Raw genomic sequence first — 20393 nt, forward strand, 5'->3', positions numbered from 1 at the left:
ATGGGTAACGACTATAAAATCGGCGTCTTCCTCTGCCAATGCGGCGGGCGCGTCTCTCCGGCGGTGGACCTGGCCAAGTTGACCGAGCTGATCATGGCCGACGGCCTGGTCGCTCACTGCCAGACGCTGCCTTTTTCCTGCCAGGCCCCGGGCCTGGCCGAGATCAACAAGGCCGTGACCGAACTGGGCCTCGATCGGCTGATCGTGGCCGGCTGCGAATCGCGGTTGATGGCCAAGCGCTTCGAGGATGAGCTGGCCGCCGTCGGCCTGCGCAAGGGCCAGATCGAGGTGGTCAACCTGCGCGACCACGTGGCCGCCGTGCACGAACTGGCCCCCGAGGCCATGGCCGAAAAGGGCGCGCGCCTGATTTTGGCCGCCGCCGCCGGCCTGGCCGCCATGGTCCCCAGCGTCGAGGCCAAGGTCGAGCTCAACGGCCCGGTGATGATCGTTGGCGGCGGCGTCGCCAGCTACGCGGCGGCCCACGAACTGGCCGGCCGTGGCGTCGAGGCGATCATGACCGCCTACACCGACAACATCTGGGACGAACTGCGCATGCTCCACGAGCATTATCCCGGCGAGCGGCTTTACTACCCCCGCCTGGAGCAGGTCATGCGCGAGGTGGAGCAGAGCCCCCTGGTGCGGCGCATCACCGTGGGCGAACTGTCGGGTCTGCTGGGCCGCACCGGCGATTACACCGTCTCCTTCGCCAGCCCCGAGGGCGGGCCGGCCCGCGCCTACCAGGCCGGGGCGGTCATCGCCTGCCTGGACGGCGAGATGCAGAACCAGGGCAGCGACTTCGGTCACGACGGCGTCAGCGTCATCTGCCACACCGAGGCCGAGGAGCTGTTCTGGGTCAAGGGCACGCCCAAGGGCCGCTATGTGTTCTGGATCAACGACTACGAGGCGGGTCTGGGTCAGTTCGCCTATCTTTCGTCGCGGGCGGCCTGGAACATGGCCCGCTACGTGCGCGAAAACAACAAACTGGCCGACGTGACCATCCTCTACAACCACAAGATGCAGATTCCGCTTTCGGCCAGCGAGCGCAAGCACAGCCGCGAGCTGGAGGTCAAGTGGCTGGCCTATGACGGGGCCCTGCGGCCCACCGTGCAGGCCGGCTACCTGACCTACTGCGACCCGGCCGACGCCACCGAAAAAGAGCTGGCCTGGGACCGCCTGGTGCTCAGCCCGCGGCGCGCGGTGGGCCTGGAGGCCCGGCGCGTGGCCGAGATCCTGGGCCTGCACGCCCACGACAACGGCTTTTTGTTGCAAAACCACGCCAAGGTGCGGCCGGAGATGCACGGCCGCGACGAAACGCCCCTGGCCGGCAGCGCCAGCTATCCTTGCGACCTCTCCGAGGCCCTGCGCCAGGGCCGGCGGGTGGCCCAGCAGATCGCCGAACTCTACGACAAGGCCAAGGCCGGCCAGCTTCACGCGCCGCGCATGGTCTGCGTGGTCGATGAATCCAAGTGCATTGGCTGCGGCCTGTGCAAGGAGATCTGCGACTGTGGCGGCATCGAGCCCGTGCAGGGCCGGGGCGGCAACATCCCCCGTCACGTCGACCCCATGCTCTGCACCGGCGGCGGCACCTGCGCGGCGGCCTGCCCCTATCACGCCCTGACCCTGCAAAACAACTCCACCGCCCAGCGCGAGGCCCGGGCGGGCAAGCTGGCCGCCCAACTGGGCGAGCTGGACGTGCTGGCCTATGGCTGCGCCTGGGGTGGCCTGGCCGCCGCCGACAACGCCGGGTCCAAGGGCCTGGCCTACGACCCCCGCCTGCACCTGCTGCCGGTGGGCTGCATCGGCCAGCTCGACCCATCGGTGCTGGCCCGGGCCTTCCTCGACGGGGCCAACGGCGTGCTGTTGTTGGGCTGCCCGCCCGAGTCGTGCCACCATTCCTATGGCCTGGACCACACCTGGAGCCGCGTGAGCTTGCTCAAAAAGCTCCTGGGCCTGTGCGGCTTCGACCGGCGGCGCATCGCCCTGGCCCACTGCGACATGAACCAGCCCGCCGCTTTCATCAACTCGGTCAACGCGTTCCTGGCCACCATCGAGCAACTGGGGCCCATCGAGCGCACGCCGCAGAACGTCGAAAAGCTCCAGGGCGTCTACGACACCGTCAACAACTCGCGGGTGCGCTGGGTGCTGGGCGCCAGCCTGCGGCGGCCCTGGGAAGAGGTCTACCCCGGCGATCAGCGCAACGCCCTCAACTACGACCGCGACCTGCTGGGCGTCATCGGCGAGGAACTGGTCGCCAGCCGGGTGCGCCGCGTGTTGCAGCGTGAAAAGCGGCCCATGCCGGTGAGCGAACTGGTCGAGGCCATCGCCGAAAAGCAGGACGCCATCATGGACAGCCTGCACGAAATGGTCTCCGAGGGCCTGATCCATCGCCAGCACAGGGACGGCGAGGCCATCTACACCTTGCCCCTGCGTTAGAAACGCCCACCACCCGGTCACGGGGGGCCGCCACCCCCCGCCTTGACCGCAAGCCCGCCCCGGCCGCTGGTAATGTGCTTGCCAGCGGTCGGGGCTTGGCTTATCCTGAAGGCCTTGCCGGGAAGCACTCTCACCACGCCCGGCCGGGGAAGACGCATGGACGAAAAAGACAAGGCCATCCTGCGCGAGGTGCAATCACGCCTGCCCATCGCCGAGCGGCCGTTTCTGGAGTTGGGCCGGGCCGTGGGCCTGGGCGAGGGTGAAGTCATCGAACGCCTGGCGGCCATGAAACGCTCCGGGGTGATCCGGCGCATCGGCGGCAATTTCAACAGCGCCAGCCTGGGCTTTGCGGCCACGCTCTGCGGGGCCAAGGTCGCCCCGGAAAAGCTGGACGCCTTTGTGGCGGCGGTCAACGCTCATCACGGCGTGACCCACAACTATCTGCGCAGTCACGAGTTCAACGTCTGGTTCACCTTCATCGCCGAGGACATGGCCCAGATCGACGAGCACCTGGCCAGGCTGGCCGAGCAGACCGGCGTGGACGATATATGCAGCATGCCGGCCCTGGAAATGTTCAAGATCAAGGTGGATTTTCCGATCTGACGGCCGGCGGCCAGACCGACGCATCGTCGATGGGGGAGGGTAGGGGCATGAAGCGCCCATGGTTGTTTGGGCCTGGCGGCGGGGCTTTTGCTGGCGTTGGCCGGCGGCTGCGCCACGAAACCGCCGGCGGATGACGCGTGGCTGGCCGAGCGGCGCGCGGTTCCGGCGGCCACGGCCAAGCAGCGGCTGTCGCGCTACCCCGGCGTCAAGGCCGTCGAGGGCGATCGGGTGATCTTCGCCGACGGCTCCAGCATGCCCTTTGACGACGGCCGGCCCAAGACCTTCGGCCAGGCCCTGGAAGACGCCGACATTCACGATCACTTCGCCCGGGCTTATCCGGCCTTCACGAACATCACCCCGCCGGCGGTCAACGACGACCCGGGGCGTTTGCGCTGCGACGCCTTTTTGAAAAAGCTCTACGGTCACTCCAGGCAAGATATCGAGGCCAACCTGGTGGAGGTGACTTGGCCGCCCAACCACGGCGGAAAAAGCTGCTCTTCAACAAAAAGCAAAACGCCGCCGCCCAGTTGCAAAAAGCCTCCACGGCCCAGGAAAACACGCCGGGCGTCGATTTCAAATACCTGGTCAACATCGACAGCACCTATCAATACCGGCCCATCCAGGGCGCGACCCGCCTGAGCCCCCACAGCCACGGCATCGCCATCGAGCTGGAAAACAAATACACCTGTTATTGACTGTGGGACGAGCGATACAACTATCGCAACGAGATCCCGCGCGATATCGTCGAGGTCTTCGAGGCGCACGGTTTCGTCTGGGGCGGCAGGTGGCGGCGCTACGACACCATGCACTTCGAGGCTGCTGCACGGGGCAGGACGCCCCCGTGCTGCACTCTCACTTCGAATATCGGCCGGAAATGTTCGAGAGGGTGCGTTAGCGGCGCTCAGCCGGCTTTGGCCCGCAGTTCCTCCAAGGCCTGCTTGGCCTGGCGGGCCTGGTCCTTGCGGCGCTTGGCCACCTGTTCGATCTTGTTTTTCAGGAACCAGTAGAGGTCTTCCAGGTCGTCGCCTTCGAGCATCTCGACCAAAAGCGCCACTTGACGGGCCAAGTCGTCGGCCTGGGCCCCGTCTTCATCGCCCCAGATCACCTGGCGCGGGGACACGCCGCATATCTCGGCCACCTGCTCGAGCACGCGGTCGGGGGCCAGGCGTTTGCCGGTCTCGTAGCGGTTGTACTGGGCCTGGCTGAGGCCCAACTCGGCGGCGAATTGGGCCTGGGTGCGCTGGCCGCGCATGTGCTTGAGGCGGCGGCCCACGTGGGCCCCGATGATTTCATGGGTTTCGCGCATCATGAAAGCTCCTTTCCCAGGCTAACCCATTTGGCCAGCCCAGTCCAGGAGATAGACCGGCCCTCCCCGGCCGGGGCGCCCTTTCAGGCCTCCTGCGGGCCGGAGGCCCGTCCCGTGCGCTGCCAGGCGCTCCAGTGCAGATCGGAAGCCGAGCGCGGATCCTTGGTCAGGACGCCTTCCATGACCACGTCGAGGACGGGATCGACCAACTCGGTCAGCGAGCCCCTGCGCCCGTCCATCAGCCAGTTGGTGGTCAGGTGATCGACCGCGCCCATCAGCACCGAGCGCACCACGTAGGGGTTGATGTCGGGGCGGAATTCGCCGTTGGCCATGCCGCTTTTGATGATTGCGGTGATGTTGCGGAAACCGTCGCGGATCATCTCGTAGGCTTCGGTTTCGCGAAACTTCTGATTTTGCTTGAGGGTCAGCAGGATCACCGATGAATAATCGGGGTTGGACTCGTAGAGCGAAAGATACATGTAGACCAGGGCGCGCAGGCGGTTGGCCGCGCCGCGGATCAGGCTCAAATGGACCTGGGAAAGCTCGTGGCTCTCGCGGGTGACCTCCAGGGGGATGGCGAAGAGCACGCCCTCCTTGCTGGAGAAATATTCGTAGATGCTGCCCTCGGAGACGCCGGCGGCGCGGGCGATCTCGGCGATGGTGGCGTCGTGAAAGCCCTTGTGGGCGAAGACCTTTTGCGCGGCCTTGAGGATCTTGCTGCGGCGGGCCTCGGTTTTGGATTGACTGGCCAAGCGGCTCCCCCTTTCCGGCCCCGGCTGGAGCCAGTGAGTTCGGTGCGTGCAACGTGGTGTGGGGCCAAGGGGACGGCCCGGCTGGCTGGCCGATTGGGCAAACGAATCGGCATGTTGGCTATTAAGCCAGCCTGTTGGTGTTTTTTCCCAGGCCATTGCCGCCCGCGATGCTCCGGCGGCGAGCCTTCGGCGCTTGGGCTCCACCCCCCTCCGGCGGCCTTGCCGAGCCACCGTCCGCCCCGTGCGCAATGGCCGGGCGCTGGCGACGTGGCTAATTAAACCAACGCTGCTTTTTATGCGCTGATTTTATTGTGCCGCTACGTCAAGCGCCCGATAAACAAATTAGTATCTTAATTATTATAGAGCCATTTTCCCGCCAGGCCAAACGCCGATTTGCCCCTCGGCGGATTTTTGGCCAGGCGGGCGGGGTTTTAAGCTTCAGACGGCGGGGCGCAGGCCTTCGAGCAACTCGGTCAGCTCGCGGGCGGGCAGGGGCCGGCTGAAATAATAACCCTGCATCTGGTCGCAGCGCTTGGAGCGCAGGAAATCGAGCTGCTCCTTGGTCTCGACGCCTTCTGCCACCACTTGCAGGTTGAGGCTGCGGCTCATGGAGATGATGGTGTTGACGATGGAGGCGTCGTCGGGGTCGGTGGCGATGTCGGCCACGAAGGAACGGTCGATCTTGAGCGAACTCATGGGGAAGCGCTTGAGGTAGTAGAGCGAGCTGTAGCCCCGGCCGAAGTCGTCCAGCGAAAGGCGCACGCCCATCGACGACAGGCGGTTCATGGTCTCGATGGCTTCATCGACGCTGTGCATGACCACCCCTTCGGTGATCTCCAACTCCAGGCAGTGGGGGGCCAGCCCCGTTTGGGCCAGGATCTCGCCGACGTGATCGACCAGATGGTTGTCCTGGAACTGGCGCGGCGACAGGTTGACCGAGACGTTGAGCCCATCGAAGCCCATGTCGTGCCAGTATTTGGCCCGCGAGCAGGCCTGTTCCAACACCCACTTGCCCAGGGGCAGGATCAGGCCGGTCTCCTCGCAGATGGGGATGAACTCGTCGGGCGAGACGACCACCGAGTCGGGTCGGCGCCAGCGCACCAGGGCCTCGACGCCCACCACCTTGTCCGAGCGCAGCTCGACCTTGGGCTGGTAAAAAACCTCGAACTCCTCGCGCTCCAGGGCCTTGCGCAGGTTGGCCTCCAGCTCCATGCGCCGCATGACCTTGGCGTTCATGGCCGGGGTGAAGAGCTTGATGTTGTTGCGGCCCTCGTCCTTGGCCCGGAACATGGCCAGGTCGGCGTTGGCCACCAGGGTCTGGGCGTCGTGGCCGTCGTGGGGGTGGATGGTCACGCCGATGCTGGCGGTGACGTAGAGTTCGTGGGGGCCGACGGCGAAGGGCTGGCTCATGGAGTCGAGGATGCGCCGGGCCACCTGCATGATGTAGTCGGGGTCGGAGGCGCCTTGTATGAGCATGACGAACTCGTCGCCGCCCAGGCGGGCCACGGTGTCTTCCTCGCGCAGCCAGCGGGTCAGGCGCTGGGCCACGGCCTGCAGGAGCATGTCGCCCACGGCGTGGCCCAGGCTGTCGTTGATGTTTTTGAAGTTGTCCAGGTCCAGGAACAACAGGGCCAGGCCGTGGCCGCCGCGATGGGCTTGGGCGATGGCCATGGCCAGGCGGTCGTTGAAGAGCTGGCGGTTGGGCAGGCCCGTCAGGGCGTCGTGATAGGCCTGGTGGGTGATGCGCTCCTCGTTGCGCTTGGCTTCGGTGATGTCGTGGAAGACGCCCACCAGATGGGTGGTGCGATCGCTTTTGTCCTTGATGGCGGTGATGGTCAGCCACTCGGGGTAGGCCTCGCCGTTTTTGCGGCGATTCCAGACTTCGCCCTGCCAATGGCCCTGGTCGGCCAGGCTCCGCCACATCCGCTGGTAAAATTCGGCGTCGTGGCGGCCCGAGGAGAGGATCGACGGCCGCGCGCCCACGGCCTCGGCGGCGTCGAAGCCGGTGATCGCGCAAAAGGCGGCGTTGACCATCTCGATGACGCCGTCGGCGTCGGTGACGATGATGCCCTCGACGGTGTTTTCAAAGACCCGGGCCAGCAGGCGCATCTGCTCCTCGGAGGCGCGGATGCCGGTGATGTCCTGCACGGCGCCGATCATGGAGATGGGCTCGCCGCGGTCGTCGCGCAGGACGCTGGCCACCTGGCGCAGCACGCGCTCCTGGCCGTCATGGCGTTTGATGCGGTGTTCGAAGCTGACGGCCTCGTCTTGCAGAAAGGCCTTCTCGAAGCAGCGCGTGACGTAGTCGATGTCGTCGTCGTGCATGCACGAAACGATCTCGCCGAACAGGCTGGCCGGGTCGCGCCGGGGCAGGTCGTAGATGTTGAAGACCTCGTCGGAGCAGCTCAGGCGGCTGTTGGAGAGCTTGAGCTCCCAGTTGCCCAGGCCGGCCAGCTTCTGGGCGCGGGCCAGGCTGGCCTCGCTGTGGCGCAGGGCCCGCTCGGCCTGGATTTGCGAGGACATGTCTTTCAGCATGCCGACCATGCCCGTCACCCGCCCCATGTCGTCGATGTTGGGCGCGCCGCTCATGGCCAGGTGGCGCACCTCGCCGTTTTTGTGCAGCATGGGGTGGGCCCCGTAGAGGGTTTTTTTGCCGTCGCGCACGGCCTTGAACAAGCGGCGGTAGTCGTCGACGCTGTCGGGCGGGGCGAACTCGATGAAATAGCGGCCCAGCACCTCCTCGGCGGCGTGGCCCAGGATGCGCCGCCAGGCCCGGTTGACGTAGGTGAAGCGGCCGTCGGGGCTCAGGGTGTAGATGATGTCCGGGGCGTTTTCACTCAGGCCCCTGAAGCGCTGTTCGCTCTGGCGCAGGGCCTCGGCGGCCTGGCGGCGCTGGGAGACGTCGGTGAGGATGCCGTCGATCCACAGCAGGCGGCCCTCGGCGTCGCGCTGGGCGGCGGCGCTGGCCTCGGCCCAGATGGTGCGGCCGTCCTTGCGGCAAAGCGGCAGCTCGAAGTCGGCCACGAAGCCGTTTTGCAACACCTGGCGGGCGAAAAAGGCCCGTTCGCGCTGATCGGGGTAGACCTGGCTGACCGGCGTGGACATGAGCTCCTCGGCCGAATCGTAGCCCAGCAGGGCGGCCAGGGCCGGATTGGCCTGCAAAAAGCGCCCCTGGCCGGCCATGGTCAGGCGAAAGACGCCCACGCCAAGGTTTTCGAAAAGGCCGCGGTAGGCGTCGCCGGCCGCTTGGGCCAGCTTGTCCTCCAGCATGGCGATGCGCCGCTGGGCGCTGGCCAAGTCGCGGCAATGATCCGACTCGTTGGGGCAGGCAGGTCTCATCGGTTGTCCTCGGCTTGGGCAGCGGGAGAGCGGATAGCGCCGGGCCAGCGGTGGCCGGCCTTCAGCACCGCGAAATTCCATACGATAGCCGTTATGGACACCATGCCAAATTACAAGCCGTCCGGTCAACCCCCTGGATGCCGCCGCTGGCCTGTCGTATGATGGAAGTGTCCTTTTTCACGCAATCGTCGGCCGGGGAGGGCCGCCGTCGTCATGAAACGCATTCTGATCGTCCATCATTCGCAGTCGGGCAACACCCGGCGCATGGCCCAGGCCGTGGCCCAGGGCGCGGCCCTGGTCGAGGGCGTCGAGACCCTGGCCCGCACCGCCGCCCAGGCCACGCTGGAAGACCTTTTGTCCTGCCACGGCCTGGCCCTGGGCTCGCCGGAGTATTTCGGCTACATGGCCGGCGCGCTCAAGGACTTCTTCGACCGCACCTACGAGGCCGCCCGCGGCCGCCGCGAGATCTTCAAGCTGCCCTACGTGGCCTTCATCAGCGCCGGCAACGACGGAACGGGCGCGCTTGGCCACATCGAGCGCATCGCCCTGGGTTATCAGTTCCGCAAGGTCCAGGAGCCGGTGCTGGCCGTGGGCCCGCTCGGCGACGAGGCCCTGGAGCGTTGCCGCCTCCTGGGCCAGACCCTGGCCGCCGGCTGCGAGGCCGGGCTGTGGTAGGCGCGTCAGATACGATTATTCGATAAAATATTATCGTTCTATTTTGATTTTTTATTGACGAAGAATGATGCCGGCCGTATGCTCCCCAGAAAACGGGCTGGCGGCGCGGAGGCGCGCCCCACGCCGCCGCCATCGAGGCGCACAACAATTCCGGGGAGCACCGATCATGAACGATTTGGAACGGATCAAAAGGGCCAGCCGCCGGCTGAAGTCTTTTTGCACGGCGCTTTTGTTTTTCATCCCCCTGGCCGTGGCGGTGGGCTGGACGTTCTGGGACAAGACGCCCCTGACCCAGCTCAACCTGCCGGTGGCCCCCAATCCCGAGCATCCGGCCATCGTCTTCGTGCTGGGCTTCATGATCAGCATGATTCCGGCGGGGGTGATGATGTACGCCGTGCAACGCATGGGGCGGCTGTTCGACCTCTACGCCCGGGGGATCATCTTCGGCCAGCAGAACGTGGCCTGCTATCGGTCGTTGGGCTGGGCGGTCATCGCCTGGGTGGCGGCCGACTTCATCAGCCAGCCCCTGCACGGCCTGGTGCTGACCTGGTTCAACCCGGCGGGCCAGCGGCTGCTGATCCTGGGGATCAACTCCAACATGCTCATGGGCCTGTTCAGCGGCGCGGCGGTGCTGACGGTGGCCTGGGTCATGGACGAGGCCCGCAAGATCGAGGAAGACCAGGCGCTGATCATCTAGCGCAAAGGCCGGAGGCGAGCATGACGATTGTCATAAACCTGGACGTGGCCCTGGCGCGGCGCAAGATGAAATCCAAGGACTTGGCCGAGCGCGTGGGCATAACCGAACAAAACCTTTCACTGATCAAGACCGGCAAGGTCAAGGGCGTGCGCCTGGCCACCCTGGACGCCATCTGCCGCGAGCTGAACTGCCAACCCGGCGACATCCTGGCCTATCAGCCCGATTGAGCCGCCCGCCCCGCCGGAAAACTCTTCTCCGGCGGGGCGATTTATATTATGCTTTGGCCTCCTTGGGGTGGGTTATCGTCCCGCCGCCGTCCGACGTCACCACGAAAAGGGGGAGGCTGACATGCGCGACATCCGGCGAAATCGTATTATTTTGCTGGGCCTGGCCTGGCTTGTGCTTTTGCCTGGCACGGCGGCGGCCGCCCAGGCCCCGGCCGCCAGCGCCGACGATGGCCAGGCGGTGGTCTGGAGCGTGGACGCCAAAGTCAAACGCCTGTTCGACAGCTACACATCCTACGAATTCGGCAACCCCGATCCGCCCTATCAAGAGCCGCTGAGCCGCCTGGAGTTCGCCCTGGATTCGTGGTGGGCCGGGGTGGAGATCACCCGCTGGACGCCGCGTTGGTCAGTGGGCTTGCAGATCATGCGCAACCTCACCGACAAGGTCGATGGCGTCATGGCCGACTCCGACTGGCTCGACCCCGATCACACCAAGGTGCGCACGGTCTATTCCGAGAGCGACGTGCGTCTCAAGCCCTGCTATGACGTGCGGGCCTGGGCCGATGTCTCGCTGGCCCCCTGGCTGCCCCTGCCGGCCGGGCTGGATCTGCGGCCGGTGGGCGGCCTGCGCTGGCAGCGCCTGGACATGATCGCCTTCAATCTGCGGCAGTGGGAGATCCTCCCCAGCGACTATGTCTATTTCTATGGCTATCCCGGCGACAGCATCCGCTTTCGGCAGATCTATTGGCAGTGGTTCATCGGCCTGAAGCTGGACTGGCGGCCCCTGCCCACGGACTACCCCGGCCTGCGCCTGAGCTTGCAGGGCGACTGGGCCTACGTGCGCGGCGAAAACAAAGACCAGCACCTGCTGCGCGAGGGCAACCGCATCACCGAGGAAAGCACCAGCGGCCAGGCCTGGCGCGCCGCCCTGGGCCTGGAAGTGCCGCTGGGCCATAACTTTTCGCTGGAGCTGGAGGCCGAATACCTGACCATCGACACCACCGGCAGCCATCATTTCACCAACAACGTCGATCCCTACACCGTTGACGAGACCTGGGACAACGGCGTGCGCGTCTGGTCCCAGCAGTGCAGCGTGATGCTCGCGCTGCGCTACAGCTTCTAGGGCCTTGACGCGCCCGAAAAAGGCTCCGCGCCACGGGGGCGGTTTTGCCCCATGCCCGGCCCCGTGGCTTTTGACCAACACGTGACGGAAAGCTCGGACGATGCCAGACCTTAAACTCGGCTCCATGCTCTGCCTGGCCCTGGCCTGGCTGGCGCTTTTGCCCACCCCGGCGGCGGCCGCCCAGGCCCCGGCCCAGGCCGCGAATGCCGGCGATGGCCCGGCGGCGGTCTGGCTGGTGGAGGCCAAGGTCAAGCGCCTGTTCGACAGCCACACATCCTATGAATTCGGCAACCCGTTCCCGCCCTACCAAGAGCCGCTCAGCCGCCTGGAGTTCGACCTGGATTCGTGGTGGGGCGGCGTGGAGATCAGCCGGCGCGCGGCCCTGTGGTCGCTTAGCCTGGAGATCATGCGCAATCTCACCGCCAAGGTCGACGGCGTCATGGCCGACTCCGACTGGACCGACGAAGAGAGCACCAAGGTGCGCACGATCTATTCCGAGTCGTGCCTGGACATGAAGCCCAGCTACGCCGTGCGCGCCGAGGCCGATTTTTCGCTGGCCCCCTGGCTGGGCCTGCCGGCCTGGCTGGACCTGCGGCCGGTGGGCGGCCTGCGCTGGCAGCGCCTGGACCTGATGGCCCACGACGGAACCCAATGGGCGCTTGAGTCCGACGGCTCGTGGCCGGCGATGGCCCTGCCCGGCGACGGCCTGCGCTTCAAGCAGACATATTGGCAATATTTCATCGGCCTGAAGCTGGACTGGCGGCCCCTGCCCGCGCGCCACCCCGGCCTGCGCCTGGGCTTGCGGGGCGATTGGGCCTATGTCGACGCCCACAACCTGGACCACCATCTGCTGCGCGAGGGCAACCGCCTCACCGAGGAAAAGACCCGTGGCCAGGCCTGGCGCGCCGCCCTGGATCTGGAGGCCCCGCTTGGCGGCAATTTCTTTCTGGACCTCGAACTCGACTATCTGACCATCGAAACCACCGGCAATCATCGGCTTTACAACGACGCCATCGGTCTGGACTTCATCGTCAACAACGGCGTGCGCGTCTGGTCCCAGCAGTGCGGCGTGATGCTTTCGCTACGCTATGATTTCTGATCAACCCGCCGCGCGGTCGAACCTCCGCGCGGCCGACACGGCCCCGACGGCGGGGCGGAAACGTGGCTTTGCCTTGAAACGAGTGCTTATCGCGCCGGGCCGTTACATTCAGGGCCCGGGGGTGATCGACGAGATCGGCCGTCTGTTGGGCGGGCGCTACAAAAACGCCTTTTTGATCGGCGGGCGGCGGACCCTGGCCCTGGTGGGCGAGGCCGTGAGCGGGCAGTTGGAACGTAACGGCGCGGCCTGCCGGGCCGAGCTGTTCGGCGGCGAGGCCTGCCAAGACGAGATCGACCGCCTGAGCGCGGCGGCCCGGGCCGCCGGGGCCGACTTGATCATCGCCGCCGGCGGCGGCAAGGCCATCGATTCGGGCAAGACCGTGGCCGCCGGGCTGGATCTGCCCATGGCGGTGCTGCCCACCATCGCCGCCACCGACGCGCCGTGTTCGTCGGTGGCGGTGGTCTACAGCCCGCAAGGCGTCTTCGAAAAAGTCAATTTCCTGGGCCGCAACCCCGATTACGTCATCGTCGACAGCCAGATCATCGCCCAGAGCCCGGTGGAGTATCTGGTGGCCGGCATGGGCGACGCCCTGGCCACCTATTGGGAGGCCGACACCTGCCGCCGCAGCCAGAGCCGCAACGCCATCACCGGCGGTTGGCCGCCCACGCGCTCGGCCCTGGCCCTGGCCCGGCTGTGCTACGACACGCTCCTGGAGCACGGGCGCGGGGCCTTGGCCGCGGCCCGGCGGGGCGTGGTCAGCCAGGATCTGGAGGCGATCATCGAGGCCAACGTGCTGCTCTCGGGCCTGGGCTTCGAGAGCGGCGGCCTGGCCACGGCCCACGCCGTGCACAACGGCCTGACCGTGCTGCCGGCGGCCCACGGCCGCATGCACGGCTGCAAGGTGGCCTTTGGCCTGATCGTCCAACTGGTGCTGGAGGGCCGGCCCCGCCGCGACGTGGAGCAGGTGCTGGCCTTTTGCGCCGAGGTGGGCCTGCCTGCCAGCCTGGCCGCCCTGGGCCTGGCCGAGGCCAGCCGCGACGACATCCGCCGGGTGGCCGAGGCCACGGTGCAGGCGGGCGAGACGGTGCACAACACCTGGTTCAAGGTCGAGGCGGCCATGGTCGAGGCGGCGATCTGGGCCGCCGACGCCCTGTCCGCGGCCTGAACCACGGGCTTTTCGCAACGACGCGGGGGCGTCCCACGGCTGGGACGCCCCCGATCTTTTTGGGCGAGGCGCGCTGGCGGTTATTGGCTGGTGGCCGCCGCGCGGGCCTCTTGGCTCATGGCCGCCAGCTCCTTGACCCTGGCCTCGTCCAGGCCCAGGCCCCGGGCCACGCGCAGGCCGTAGTCCGGGTCGGCTTTGTAAAAGATGGCCGCCTGACGCAGTTGGATGCGCGGCAGGGCCCCGGCCAGATGCTCGACGATGTTGCCCACCAGGTGCTCGCGGTCCTGGTCGGTCATCACCTTGCGATAGAGGTTGCCGGCCTGGACGAAATCGTCGTTGGGATGGCCGTAAGGCGTGCGGGCGGCCTGGCCCTCCAGGGGGATGGGCGGCTCCAGATAGGCCGCGTCGGGCCCTGGCCCGCCAAAGCTGTTGGGCCAATAGTTGGGCCCGGCCCCGCCGCCGTCATCGGTGCGCATGAAGCCGTCGCGCTGATAGCTTCGCTCGGGGGCGTTGCGGGGCTGGTTGATGGGGATGAGGTGATAGTTGGGCCCCAGGCGGTGAATGTGGGTGTCGTGATAGGAAAACACCCGCGATTGCAGCATTTTGTCGGGGCTGATGCCGATGCCGGGCACCAGGTTGCCGGGGCTGAAGGCGGCCTGCTCGACCTCGGCGAAGTAGTTGACAGGGTTGCGGTTCAAGACCAGCTTGCCCACCTTGATCGGCGGAACCTCGGCGTGGGGCCAGACCTTGGTGATGTCAAAGATATCCCACTGGAAGTCCTTGGCCTGCTCGGGGCTGAGGATCTGCATCTCCAGGGTCCACGAGGGGAACTCGCCGCGCTCGATGGCCTGGTAAAGGTCGCGGGTGGCGTGATCGGGGTCGGCCCCGCGCAGGTGCAGGGCCTCCTGGCGGGTGAGGTTTTTGATGCCCTGGTCGGTTTTGAAGTGATACTGCACCCAGAAATACTCGCCCTGGGCGTTGTGCCACTTGTAGGTGTGGCTGGAATAGCCGTTCATGTGGCGGAAGGTGGCCGGCGTGCCCCGGTCCGAGAACAGGATCGTCACCTGGTGGATGGACTCGGGCGTCAGCGAGAGAAAGTCCCAGAACATGTTGGGGTCGGGCAGATTGGTGGCCGGGTTGCGCTTCTGGGTGTGGATGAAGTCGGGGAACTTCAGCGGATCGCGGATGAAAAAGACCGGCGTGTTGTTGCCGGTCATGTCGTAGTTGCCTTCCTCGGTGTAGAACTTGACGGCGAAACCGCGCGGGTCGCGGGCGGCGTCGGCCGAGCCTTTTTCGCCGCCCACCGTCGAAAAGCGCGCGAAGACCTCGGTGCGCTTGCCCACCTGCGAAAGAAACTTGGCCCGGGTGTATCTGGTCACGTCGGCGGTGACCTCGAAGTAGCCGTGGGCCCCGGCGCCCTTGGCGTGGACCACGCGCTCGGGGATGCGCTCGCGGTCGAAATGGGCCAATTTTTCCAGCAGATGGGTGTCTTGCATCAACACCGGGCCGCGCGGGCCGGCGGTGAGGCTGTTCTGGTCGTCGGCCACGGGCGCGCCAAAGGCCGTGGTCAGGCGGTTTTTGTCGTCGGACATGAAACCCTCCAATGGCTACGGTCATACTAAAGCTAGTATGAGTTAGGGTGAATGTTGACGTAAAGGCCATTCGGGCGGCCAAAATCGGATAATAATTATTTATAACGAATTATTATTGCATATGGGGCAAAAAAAAGAGCGCCGCGCGGATATTTTCAGCCCTCGCCCCGGCAGCGCGGGCAGAGGCCAAAAAAATCCAGGCGGTGGTGCGAGATGGCAAAGCCCGATTTTTCGGTCATTTCCTGGTAGAGGCGCTCCATCGAAGAGTATTCCGGGTCTTCGATGGCCCCGCAGCGGGTGCAGATCACGTGGGGGTGGGGGTAGGGCCGGCGGCCGTCGTAGCGGCAGCCGCCGTCGGCAAAGGCCAGCTCCAGCACCTGTCCCAACTCCTTGAGCATGGCCAGGGTCTTGTAGGTGGTGGCCAGGCTGGTGCTGGGGAACTGGGCGGCCACGGCGGCGTGGAGCTGCTCCACGCTGGGGTGGCCCGGGCCCTGGGCCAGCAGGCGCAGCACGGCCAGGCGTTGGGGCGTCAGGCGACGGCCGGCCCGTTGCATGGCCGCGATCATCTGTTCCAGGCGCTGGTCGGGCACGGTCATGGCCAACTCATCCAAAGCAAAACGCTTTTCGCGCCGCGTGAAAAAAGGAGCGGCCGCGTGGCCGCCCCTGGCAGCGTGTCGGGCCGAAGTCACTCCTACCCGGTCCGATGCGCCAAAAGGTTTCGGAGCGGCTTCTACGAGCCGTGTTTGCGTATTTGATACACCCCCCGGGCGATCGCCGCAACCTGCCCTTGGCCGTCGGTGATCTGGCCTTCGAGGATGAACTCGGATTTGCCGCCGGCCTCGACCTCGGCGTTGATGCGGCCGATCTCGTCCTGGGCCATGGCCACCTCGATGGTCACGTCGCCGGTGGCCGGCCGCCGAAAGCGGATGTTGATTTCCTTGACCACCGGATAATATTTTTCTATGTCGAAGGTGGTCAGAAACAGCGCGCCGCCGGGCACCTCGGCCAGGGTGAACAGGGCCCCGGCGTACATGATGCCGATATGGTTTTCGTTGCCGGCAAAGGGCATCAGCAGCTTGACCCGGCCGGGGGCCAGCTCCAGGGCCTTGAGGCCGGCCCGCCGCACGAAGGGCACGGTGGTTTCCAGCAGTTCGCGCAATTTTTCCGGGCCGAGGTCGTTTGGCATGGGGCCTCTCCGCGAAGCGTGAAAGCAACTTTGGCTCACCGCTTCACCATAGGTCATCGGCCGGCCGCCGGGCAACTGTTTTGCCGTGTTTGGGCGAAACATTGTTCAGTGGCCGCTCTGGCCCCGTGGCGGCTACAATGAGGCTCAGCCGAGAGGAGGCGGGCGATGGATGATTTTCCCTGGCGGCGGGTGCTGGATTTCGTGCGCGGAGTCGCGCCGTTCGACGCCCTGGGCCCCGACGAGTTGGGCCGCGTCGCCCGGAGCATGGAGATAGCCTATTTCCCGCGCGGCCGGCGGATCATCGCCGCCGGCGGAGCGCCAGCCCAGGCCCTGCACATTATCCAGAGCGGCGCGGCCGAGCAGAGCCTGCCCGCCCGCGACGGGCGGCCGCCGGCCCTGATCGACCTGCGCGGCGAGGGCGACGTCTTTGGCGCGGCCAGCCTGCTGGCGGGCCAGAGCCCGCTTTTCGACGTCGTCGCCCGCGAGGACATGGTTTGCTATCTGCTGCCGGCCGAGCCCTTCAAGGCGCTGGTGGCCGATCACGCGGCGTTTCAGCGCTTTTTCGGCTCCAGCCTGGCCCACGACCTGGCCGCCGCGGCCAGCCTGGGGCGGGCCACGCCGGTCGATGGCCTTGACCTGGGCCTGGGCGCGGCCCTTTCGCGCAGCCGGGTGGGCGAGGTGATGAGCCGCCAGGCCCTGTGCGGCCCGCCCCAGACCAGCCTGCGTCAGGCCGCCCGCCTGATGACCGAGCGCCAGGTGGGCTCGATCATCGTCGCCGACGCCGCCGGCCAGCCCATCGGCATCCTCACCGACAGCGATTTTCGCGGCCGGGTGATGCTCTCGGCCCGCCACTTCGATCAACCCATCGCCGATTTCATGACCAGCCCCGTGCGGACCATCGCGCCAAACGCCTACGCCTTCGACGCCCTGCTGACCATGAGCCGCCACGGCCTGCACCACCTGGCGGTGGTCGAGGGCGGCCGGCTGGTGGGCGTGGTCAGCGACCGCGACTTGCAGGCCCTGACCGGGGCCAGCCCCGTGGCCCTGGCCCGCGAGATCGACAAGGCCGAAAGCGTGGACGAACTGGTGGGCCTGCACGGCCGCGTGGACCGCGTGATCGAGCGCCTGCTGCGCCTGGGCGGTTCGGCCCGCGACATGCTGGAGTTGGTCACCGAGTTCAACGACCGCCTGACCCACAAGCTGGTGCAACTGTGCGAGGCCGACATGGAGGCCCAGGGCCTGGGCCCCGCGCCCACGCCCTATTGCTGGCTGGCCCTGGGCAGCGAGGGCCGCCGCGAACAGACCCTGCGCACCGATCAGGACAACGCCATTGTTTTCGCCAACGTCCCGGCCGATTCGCTGGGCGCGGTCAAGGGCTGGTTTCTGGGCCTGGCCCACCGCGTCACCCGCGCCCTGGAGGCCTGCGGCTTTCCGCTGTGCAACGGCGACGTCATGGCCGACAACCCCCGCTGGTGCCAGACGCTGGATCAATGGAAAGACGTCTTTGGCGGCTGGGTCAGCCAGCCCAAACCGCTTACGCTGCGCATGGCCTCGATATTTTTCGACTTTCGGGCCATCTACGCCGAGAGCGACTATGACGAGGCCCTGCGCGAGCATCTGCGTCAGGCCCTGGAGGGCAACCGGCTTTTTCTGCGCTTCATGGCCAAAAACGGCCTCTACAACCGCGCGCCGCTGGGCTTTTTGCGCCAGTTGGTGGTCGAGCGCGGCGGCGAGCACAAAAACAAGCTAAACCTGAAAAACAGCGGCCTGATGCCCCTGGTCGACGGCGCGCGGGTCTTGGCCCTGGACCAGGGCGTCATGGCCACGGGCACCTTGGACCGCCTGGCCGCCGCCGCCGAGGCCGGCGTGTTGCGGCCGGCCCTGGCCGCCGATCTGGCCGAGGCCTTCGGCTTCATTACGCTAATGCGCATCGGCCGCCACCTGGAGGCCCGCGCCGCCGGCCAGACCCCCGACAACTATATCGATCCGGCCAGCCTGGGCAGCCTCCAGCGCAAGACGCTCAAGGAGAGCTTCCGCGTCATCAGCGAGTTCCAGGCCCTGCTCGAACACCGCTATCAGACCTGGCTGCTGACCTGATGGGCCTGACCACCGCGCGCCTGCGCAACCGTTACCGGCGCCTGCGCCTGGGCCGGCGGGGGCTATCGCCCCTGGCCCGGGCCAACCTGGCCGCCTTGGACGGCCTGGACCGCCGCGCGCCCCTGGACGAGTGTTCCTTCGTGGTGTTGGACCTGGAGACCACCGGCGTGGACCTGGCCCGCGATGGCGTGGTCAGCGCGGGCGCGGTGCGCCTGCGCGGCGGCCGGGTGCTGTTGGGGCAATACTTCGACGAGATGATCCTGCCCCAGGGCGAGGTGCCGGCCAGTTCCATCACCATCCACGGACTGACGCCCCAACGTCTGGCCGCCGGCCGGCCCCTGGCCCAGGTCTTCGACGATCTGGCCGGCTTCATCGGCGCCGATATCGTCGTGGCCCACAACGCCGGCTTCGACCTGCATTTCATCGACCGCCACATGCGCGCCCATCACGGCCTGGCCCTGCAAAACCTGGCCCTGTGCACCCTGCGCCTGTGCCGGGCCCTGCTGTTGCCCTCCGACCCCTTTGGCGTCGGCCGGCACAAGGGCCAGTGCCGCCTGGACGCCATCGCCGAGCGCTTCGGCCTGGACACGCCCCAGCGCCACACCGCCATCGGCGACGCCCTGGTCACGGCGCTGATCTTCCAGCGCATGCTCGCCATGATGGAAGAGCGCGGCCAGGCCCGTCTGGGCCGGCTGATCGCCCTGGGCCAGGCCCCGCGCTGAGCGGCCGCGTGGTCAATAATAGCCGCTGATGATGCTTTGGCTGACGTCGAAGATCAAGGCCCAGGCCCGCTGGGCGGCTCCCTTGGAAAAATCGGGCGGGTCGGCCCAGAAAGACTTGTCCATGGCCAGGATCTGCCCGACCTTGCCGGACAGCTTGGTCATCCAGCCGTCCTGGCCCAGCAGCAGTTCTCGCGCGGTGGCGTAGTCGGCCTTGACCGCCTCCGCGAAGCCCTGGCTGACGACGATTTTGCCCTGGGCCGTGGCCCGCAGGCCGATCTTGGGCAGCAGGCGGGCCAGATCCTCGCCGGGGCGGGTCAGGCGGTCCTTGAGCGAGGGCCGCAGCACGTCGGCGTGCAGGTCGATGTAGGCGATGATTTCGTTGAATCGCTCGATGATCGCGCTCAAACGCTGGCTCACGGCTGGCGCGCCGGCCGTCACCTCGATGACGGCCGCGCCGTCGCCGCTGGCCAATCCCGTCACGGCCCCGCCGTCCAGGCTGATGGCGTTGTCGGTTTGGGCTTGGGCCACGCCGTCGAGCCTGGCCACGGCCGTGCGCGGCGGCGAAAGCAGATTCAGGCCAAAGGCCTCGACCACGCCGGCCGAGTCCTCGCCGAAATAAAAACTTGGCCCCGTCTGATCCTCGGGCCCGCTGACCACCAGGCGCACGGTGCGATTCATCGGCCGGGTGCGCGCGCCGGGATCGTAGGCGTCCTCGAAACCGTAGACCGCCTTGGCCTGGATGCGCTCGTCTTGCGAGGCGATGGCGATGGCCAGCCGGCCGATGAACTCCTCGTTGGTCTGGCCTTCGCCGACGTTCATGTCGATCTGGCGGGCCTGGCCGTCGATGGTCATGGTGAAGCGATACGCGCCGGCGGCCAGGCTCACCGGGGCGATGGGGTTCATGGTCTTGCCCATGACCACCCCGCCAGTGGCCGTGGGCAAAACCCGCGCTTCGTGGGTGGTCGGCGCTTGGGCCGTTTGAGCGGCGCTGGCCAGGATGGCGGTGGGATCGGAACTGACGGCCAGGCGGCCGAGGGCGTTGGGCTGGGCGTCGGGCGTTTGGGGGTAGGTCAGGTTGACCGACAGGTTTTGCAGCATGAAATCCAGTTCGCCCAGCACCCGTTCCTGCTCGGCGGCCCGGGCCAGTTCGTAGATCGAGCCCTGGGTGGCGCGCGTGGCCAGACCAGCGCCGACCGGGCGCAACTCCAGGCCGCCCGGCGGCGTCACCGGCTCGAAGGGGTAACTGCCGCTCTGGGTGTGCAGGACGGGGGCGTTTTTGACGACGCCCTGATATTTGACGGTCACGGCCATGATCATCGCCCGCGCATAATATTCCTCTAACGTTATCGGCGGGCGCGGGCGTGAACTTTAATAAAAAAC

General features: G+C 66.7%; 19 protein-coding genes. 12 read left to right on the forward strand and 7 right to left on the reverse strand.

The window, feature by feature from the left end:
* The 4 genes from DEBA_RS03940 (at position 1) to DEBA_RS19020 (ending at position 4043) form a co-directional block, all read left to right on the forward strand.
* Positions 1-2433, forward strand: a complete 2433-nt coding sequence (locus DEBA_RS03940; protein WP_013257614.1) for a hydrogenase iron-sulfur subunit — start codon at positions 1-3, stop codon at positions 2431-2433.
* A 156-nt stretch (positions 2434-2589) separates the two neighbouring features.
* Positions 2590-3036, forward strand: coding sequence for a siroheme decarboxylase subunit alpha (ahbA, locus tag DEBA_RS03945; RefSeq protein ID WP_013257615.1), 447 nt, complete (start codon positions 2590-2592; stop codon positions 3034-3036).
* A gap of 464 nt (positions 3037-3500) precedes the next feature.
* On the forward strand, positions 3501-3731 hold the full coding sequence (locus DEBA_RS03950; protein WP_043813680.1) for a hypothetical protein: 231 nt from the start codon (positions 3501-3503) through the stop codon (positions 3729-3731).
* 33 nt (positions 3732-3764) lie between these two features.
* Positions 3765-4043, forward strand: coding sequence for a M15 family metallopeptidase (locus DEBA_RS19020; protein WP_407639298.1), 279 nt, complete (start codon positions 3765-3767; stop codon positions 4041-4043).
* On the opposite strand, the gene DEBA_RS03955 is transcribed toward DEBA_RS19020, so the two are convergent.
* The 3 genes from DEBA_RS03955 to DEBA_RS16790 all read right to left on the reverse strand — a co-directional run bounded on the left by DEBA_RS03955 (position 3938) and on the right by DEBA_RS16790 (position 8433).
* Positions 3938-4345, reverse strand: coding sequence for a helix-turn-helix domain-containing protein (locus tag DEBA_RS03955; RefSeq protein ID WP_013257616.1), 408 nt, complete (start codon positions 4343-4345; stop codon positions 3938-3940). The two genes, DEBA_RS19020 and DEBA_RS03955, sit on opposite strands and share 106 nt — an antisense overlap.
* Positions 4346-4425: 80 nt before the next feature.
* Complete coding sequence (locus DEBA_RS03960) at positions 4426-5094, reverse strand: TetR/AcrR family transcriptional regulator (protein ID WP_013257617.1); 669 nt, start codon at positions 5092-5094, stop codon at positions 4426-4428.
* Between the two features lie 438 nt (positions 5095-5532).
* Positions 5533-8433 (reverse strand): sensor domain-containing protein, encoded by a 2901-nt coding sequence (locus DEBA_RS16790; protein ID WP_013257618.1) that lies wholly within the window; start codon positions 8431-8433, stop codon positions 5533-5535.
* A 213-nt stretch (positions 8434-8646) separates the two neighbouring features.
* Here DEBA_RS16790 and DEBA_RS03970 point away from each other — a divergent pair, with 213 nt between their 5' ends.
* From DEBA_RS03970 to DEBA_RS03995, 6 genes are all read left to right on the forward strand, one after another.
* Positions 8647-9108, forward strand: coding sequence for a flavodoxin family protein (locus tag DEBA_RS03970; RefSeq protein ID WP_013257619.1), 462 nt, complete (start codon positions 8647-8649; stop codon positions 9106-9108).
* Between the two features lie 166 nt (positions 9109-9274).
* Positions 9275-9805 (forward strand): DUF2975 domain-containing protein, encoded by a 531-nt coding sequence (locus tag DEBA_RS03975; protein ID WP_013257620.1) that lies wholly within the window; start codon positions 9275-9277, stop codon positions 9803-9805.
* A gap of 20 nt (positions 9806-9825) precedes the next feature.
* The gene (locus DEBA_RS03980) at positions 9826-10032 is read left to right on the forward strand and encodes a helix-turn-helix domain-containing protein (RefSeq protein ID WP_013257621.1); all 207 of its coding nucleotides are present in this window, start codon (positions 9826-9828) and stop codon (positions 10030-10032) included.
* Positions 10033-10153: 121 nt separating this feature from the next.
* A complete protein-coding gene (locus tag DEBA_RS03985) occupies positions 10154-11152 on the forward strand; it encodes an omptin family outer membrane protease (RefSeq protein ID WP_013257622.1) in 999 nt (332 codons plus the stop codon).
* 100 nt (positions 11153-11252) lie between these two features.
* Positions 11253-12251: an omptin family outer membrane protease gene (locus DEBA_RS03990; RefSeq protein WP_013257623.1), complete on the forward strand. Its 999-nt coding sequence runs from the start codon at positions 11253-11255 to the stop codon at positions 12249-12251.
* An 82-nt stretch (positions 12252-12333) separates the two neighbouring features.
* On the forward strand, positions 12334-13416 hold the full coding sequence (locus tag DEBA_RS03995; protein WP_245528536.1) for a glycerol dehydrogenase: 1083 nt from the start codon (positions 12334-12336) through the stop codon (positions 13414-13416).
* Between the two features lie 80 nt (positions 13417-13496).
* Here the strand turns inward: DEBA_RS03995 and DEBA_RS04000 are convergent, their stop codons facing one another.
* The 3 genes from DEBA_RS04000 to DEBA_RS04010 all read right to left on the reverse strand — a co-directional run bounded on the left by DEBA_RS04000 (position 13497) and on the right by DEBA_RS04010 (position 16194).
* Positions 13497-15008, reverse strand: coding sequence for a catalase (locus DEBA_RS04000; protein WP_013257625.1), 1512 nt, complete (start codon positions 15006-15008; stop codon positions 13497-13499).
* 155 nt (positions 15009-15163) lie between these two features.
* Positions 15164-15604: a Fur family transcriptional regulator gene (locus DEBA_RS04005; RefSeq protein ID WP_013257626.1), complete on the reverse strand. Its 441-nt coding sequence runs from the start codon at positions 15602-15604 to the stop codon at positions 15164-15166.
* Positions 15605-15738: 134 nt separating this feature from the next.
* Entirely contained in the window at positions 15739-16194 is a 456-nt protein-coding gene (locus DEBA_RS04010; protein WP_013257627.1) for a PaaI family thioesterase, read from the reverse strand.
* A 165-nt stretch (positions 16195-16359) separates the two neighbouring features.
* Here DEBA_RS04010 and DEBA_RS04015 point away from each other — a divergent pair, with 165 nt between their 5' ends.
* Positions 16360-18291 (forward strand): putative nucleotidyltransferase substrate binding domain-containing protein, encoded by a 1932-nt coding sequence (locus DEBA_RS04015; RefSeq protein WP_013257628.1) that lies wholly within the window; start codon positions 16360-16362, stop codon positions 18289-18291.
* The gene (locus tag DEBA_RS04020) at positions 18291-19013 is read left to right on the forward strand and encodes a 3'-5' exonuclease (RefSeq protein WP_013257629.1); all 723 of its coding nucleotides are present in this window, start codon (positions 18291-18293) and stop codon (positions 19011-19013) included. Before DEBA_RS04015 ends, DEBA_RS04020 begins: the two co-directional genes overlap by 1 nt.
* A gap of 12 nt (positions 19014-19025) precedes the next feature.
* Here the strand turns inward: DEBA_RS04020 and DEBA_RS04025 are convergent, their stop codons facing one another.
* Positions 19026-20324, reverse strand: a complete 1299-nt coding sequence (locus tag DEBA_RS04025; RefSeq protein WP_148227772.1) for a hypothetical protein — start codon at positions 20322-20324, stop codon at positions 19026-19028.
* Positions 20325-20393: the final 69 nt, after the last annotated feature.

The organism is Desulfarculus baarsii DSM 2075, assembly GCF_000143965.1.
Classification (GTDB): Bacteria; Desulfobacterota; Desulfarculia; order Desulfarculales; family Desulfarculaceae; genus Desulfarculus; species Desulfarculus baarsii.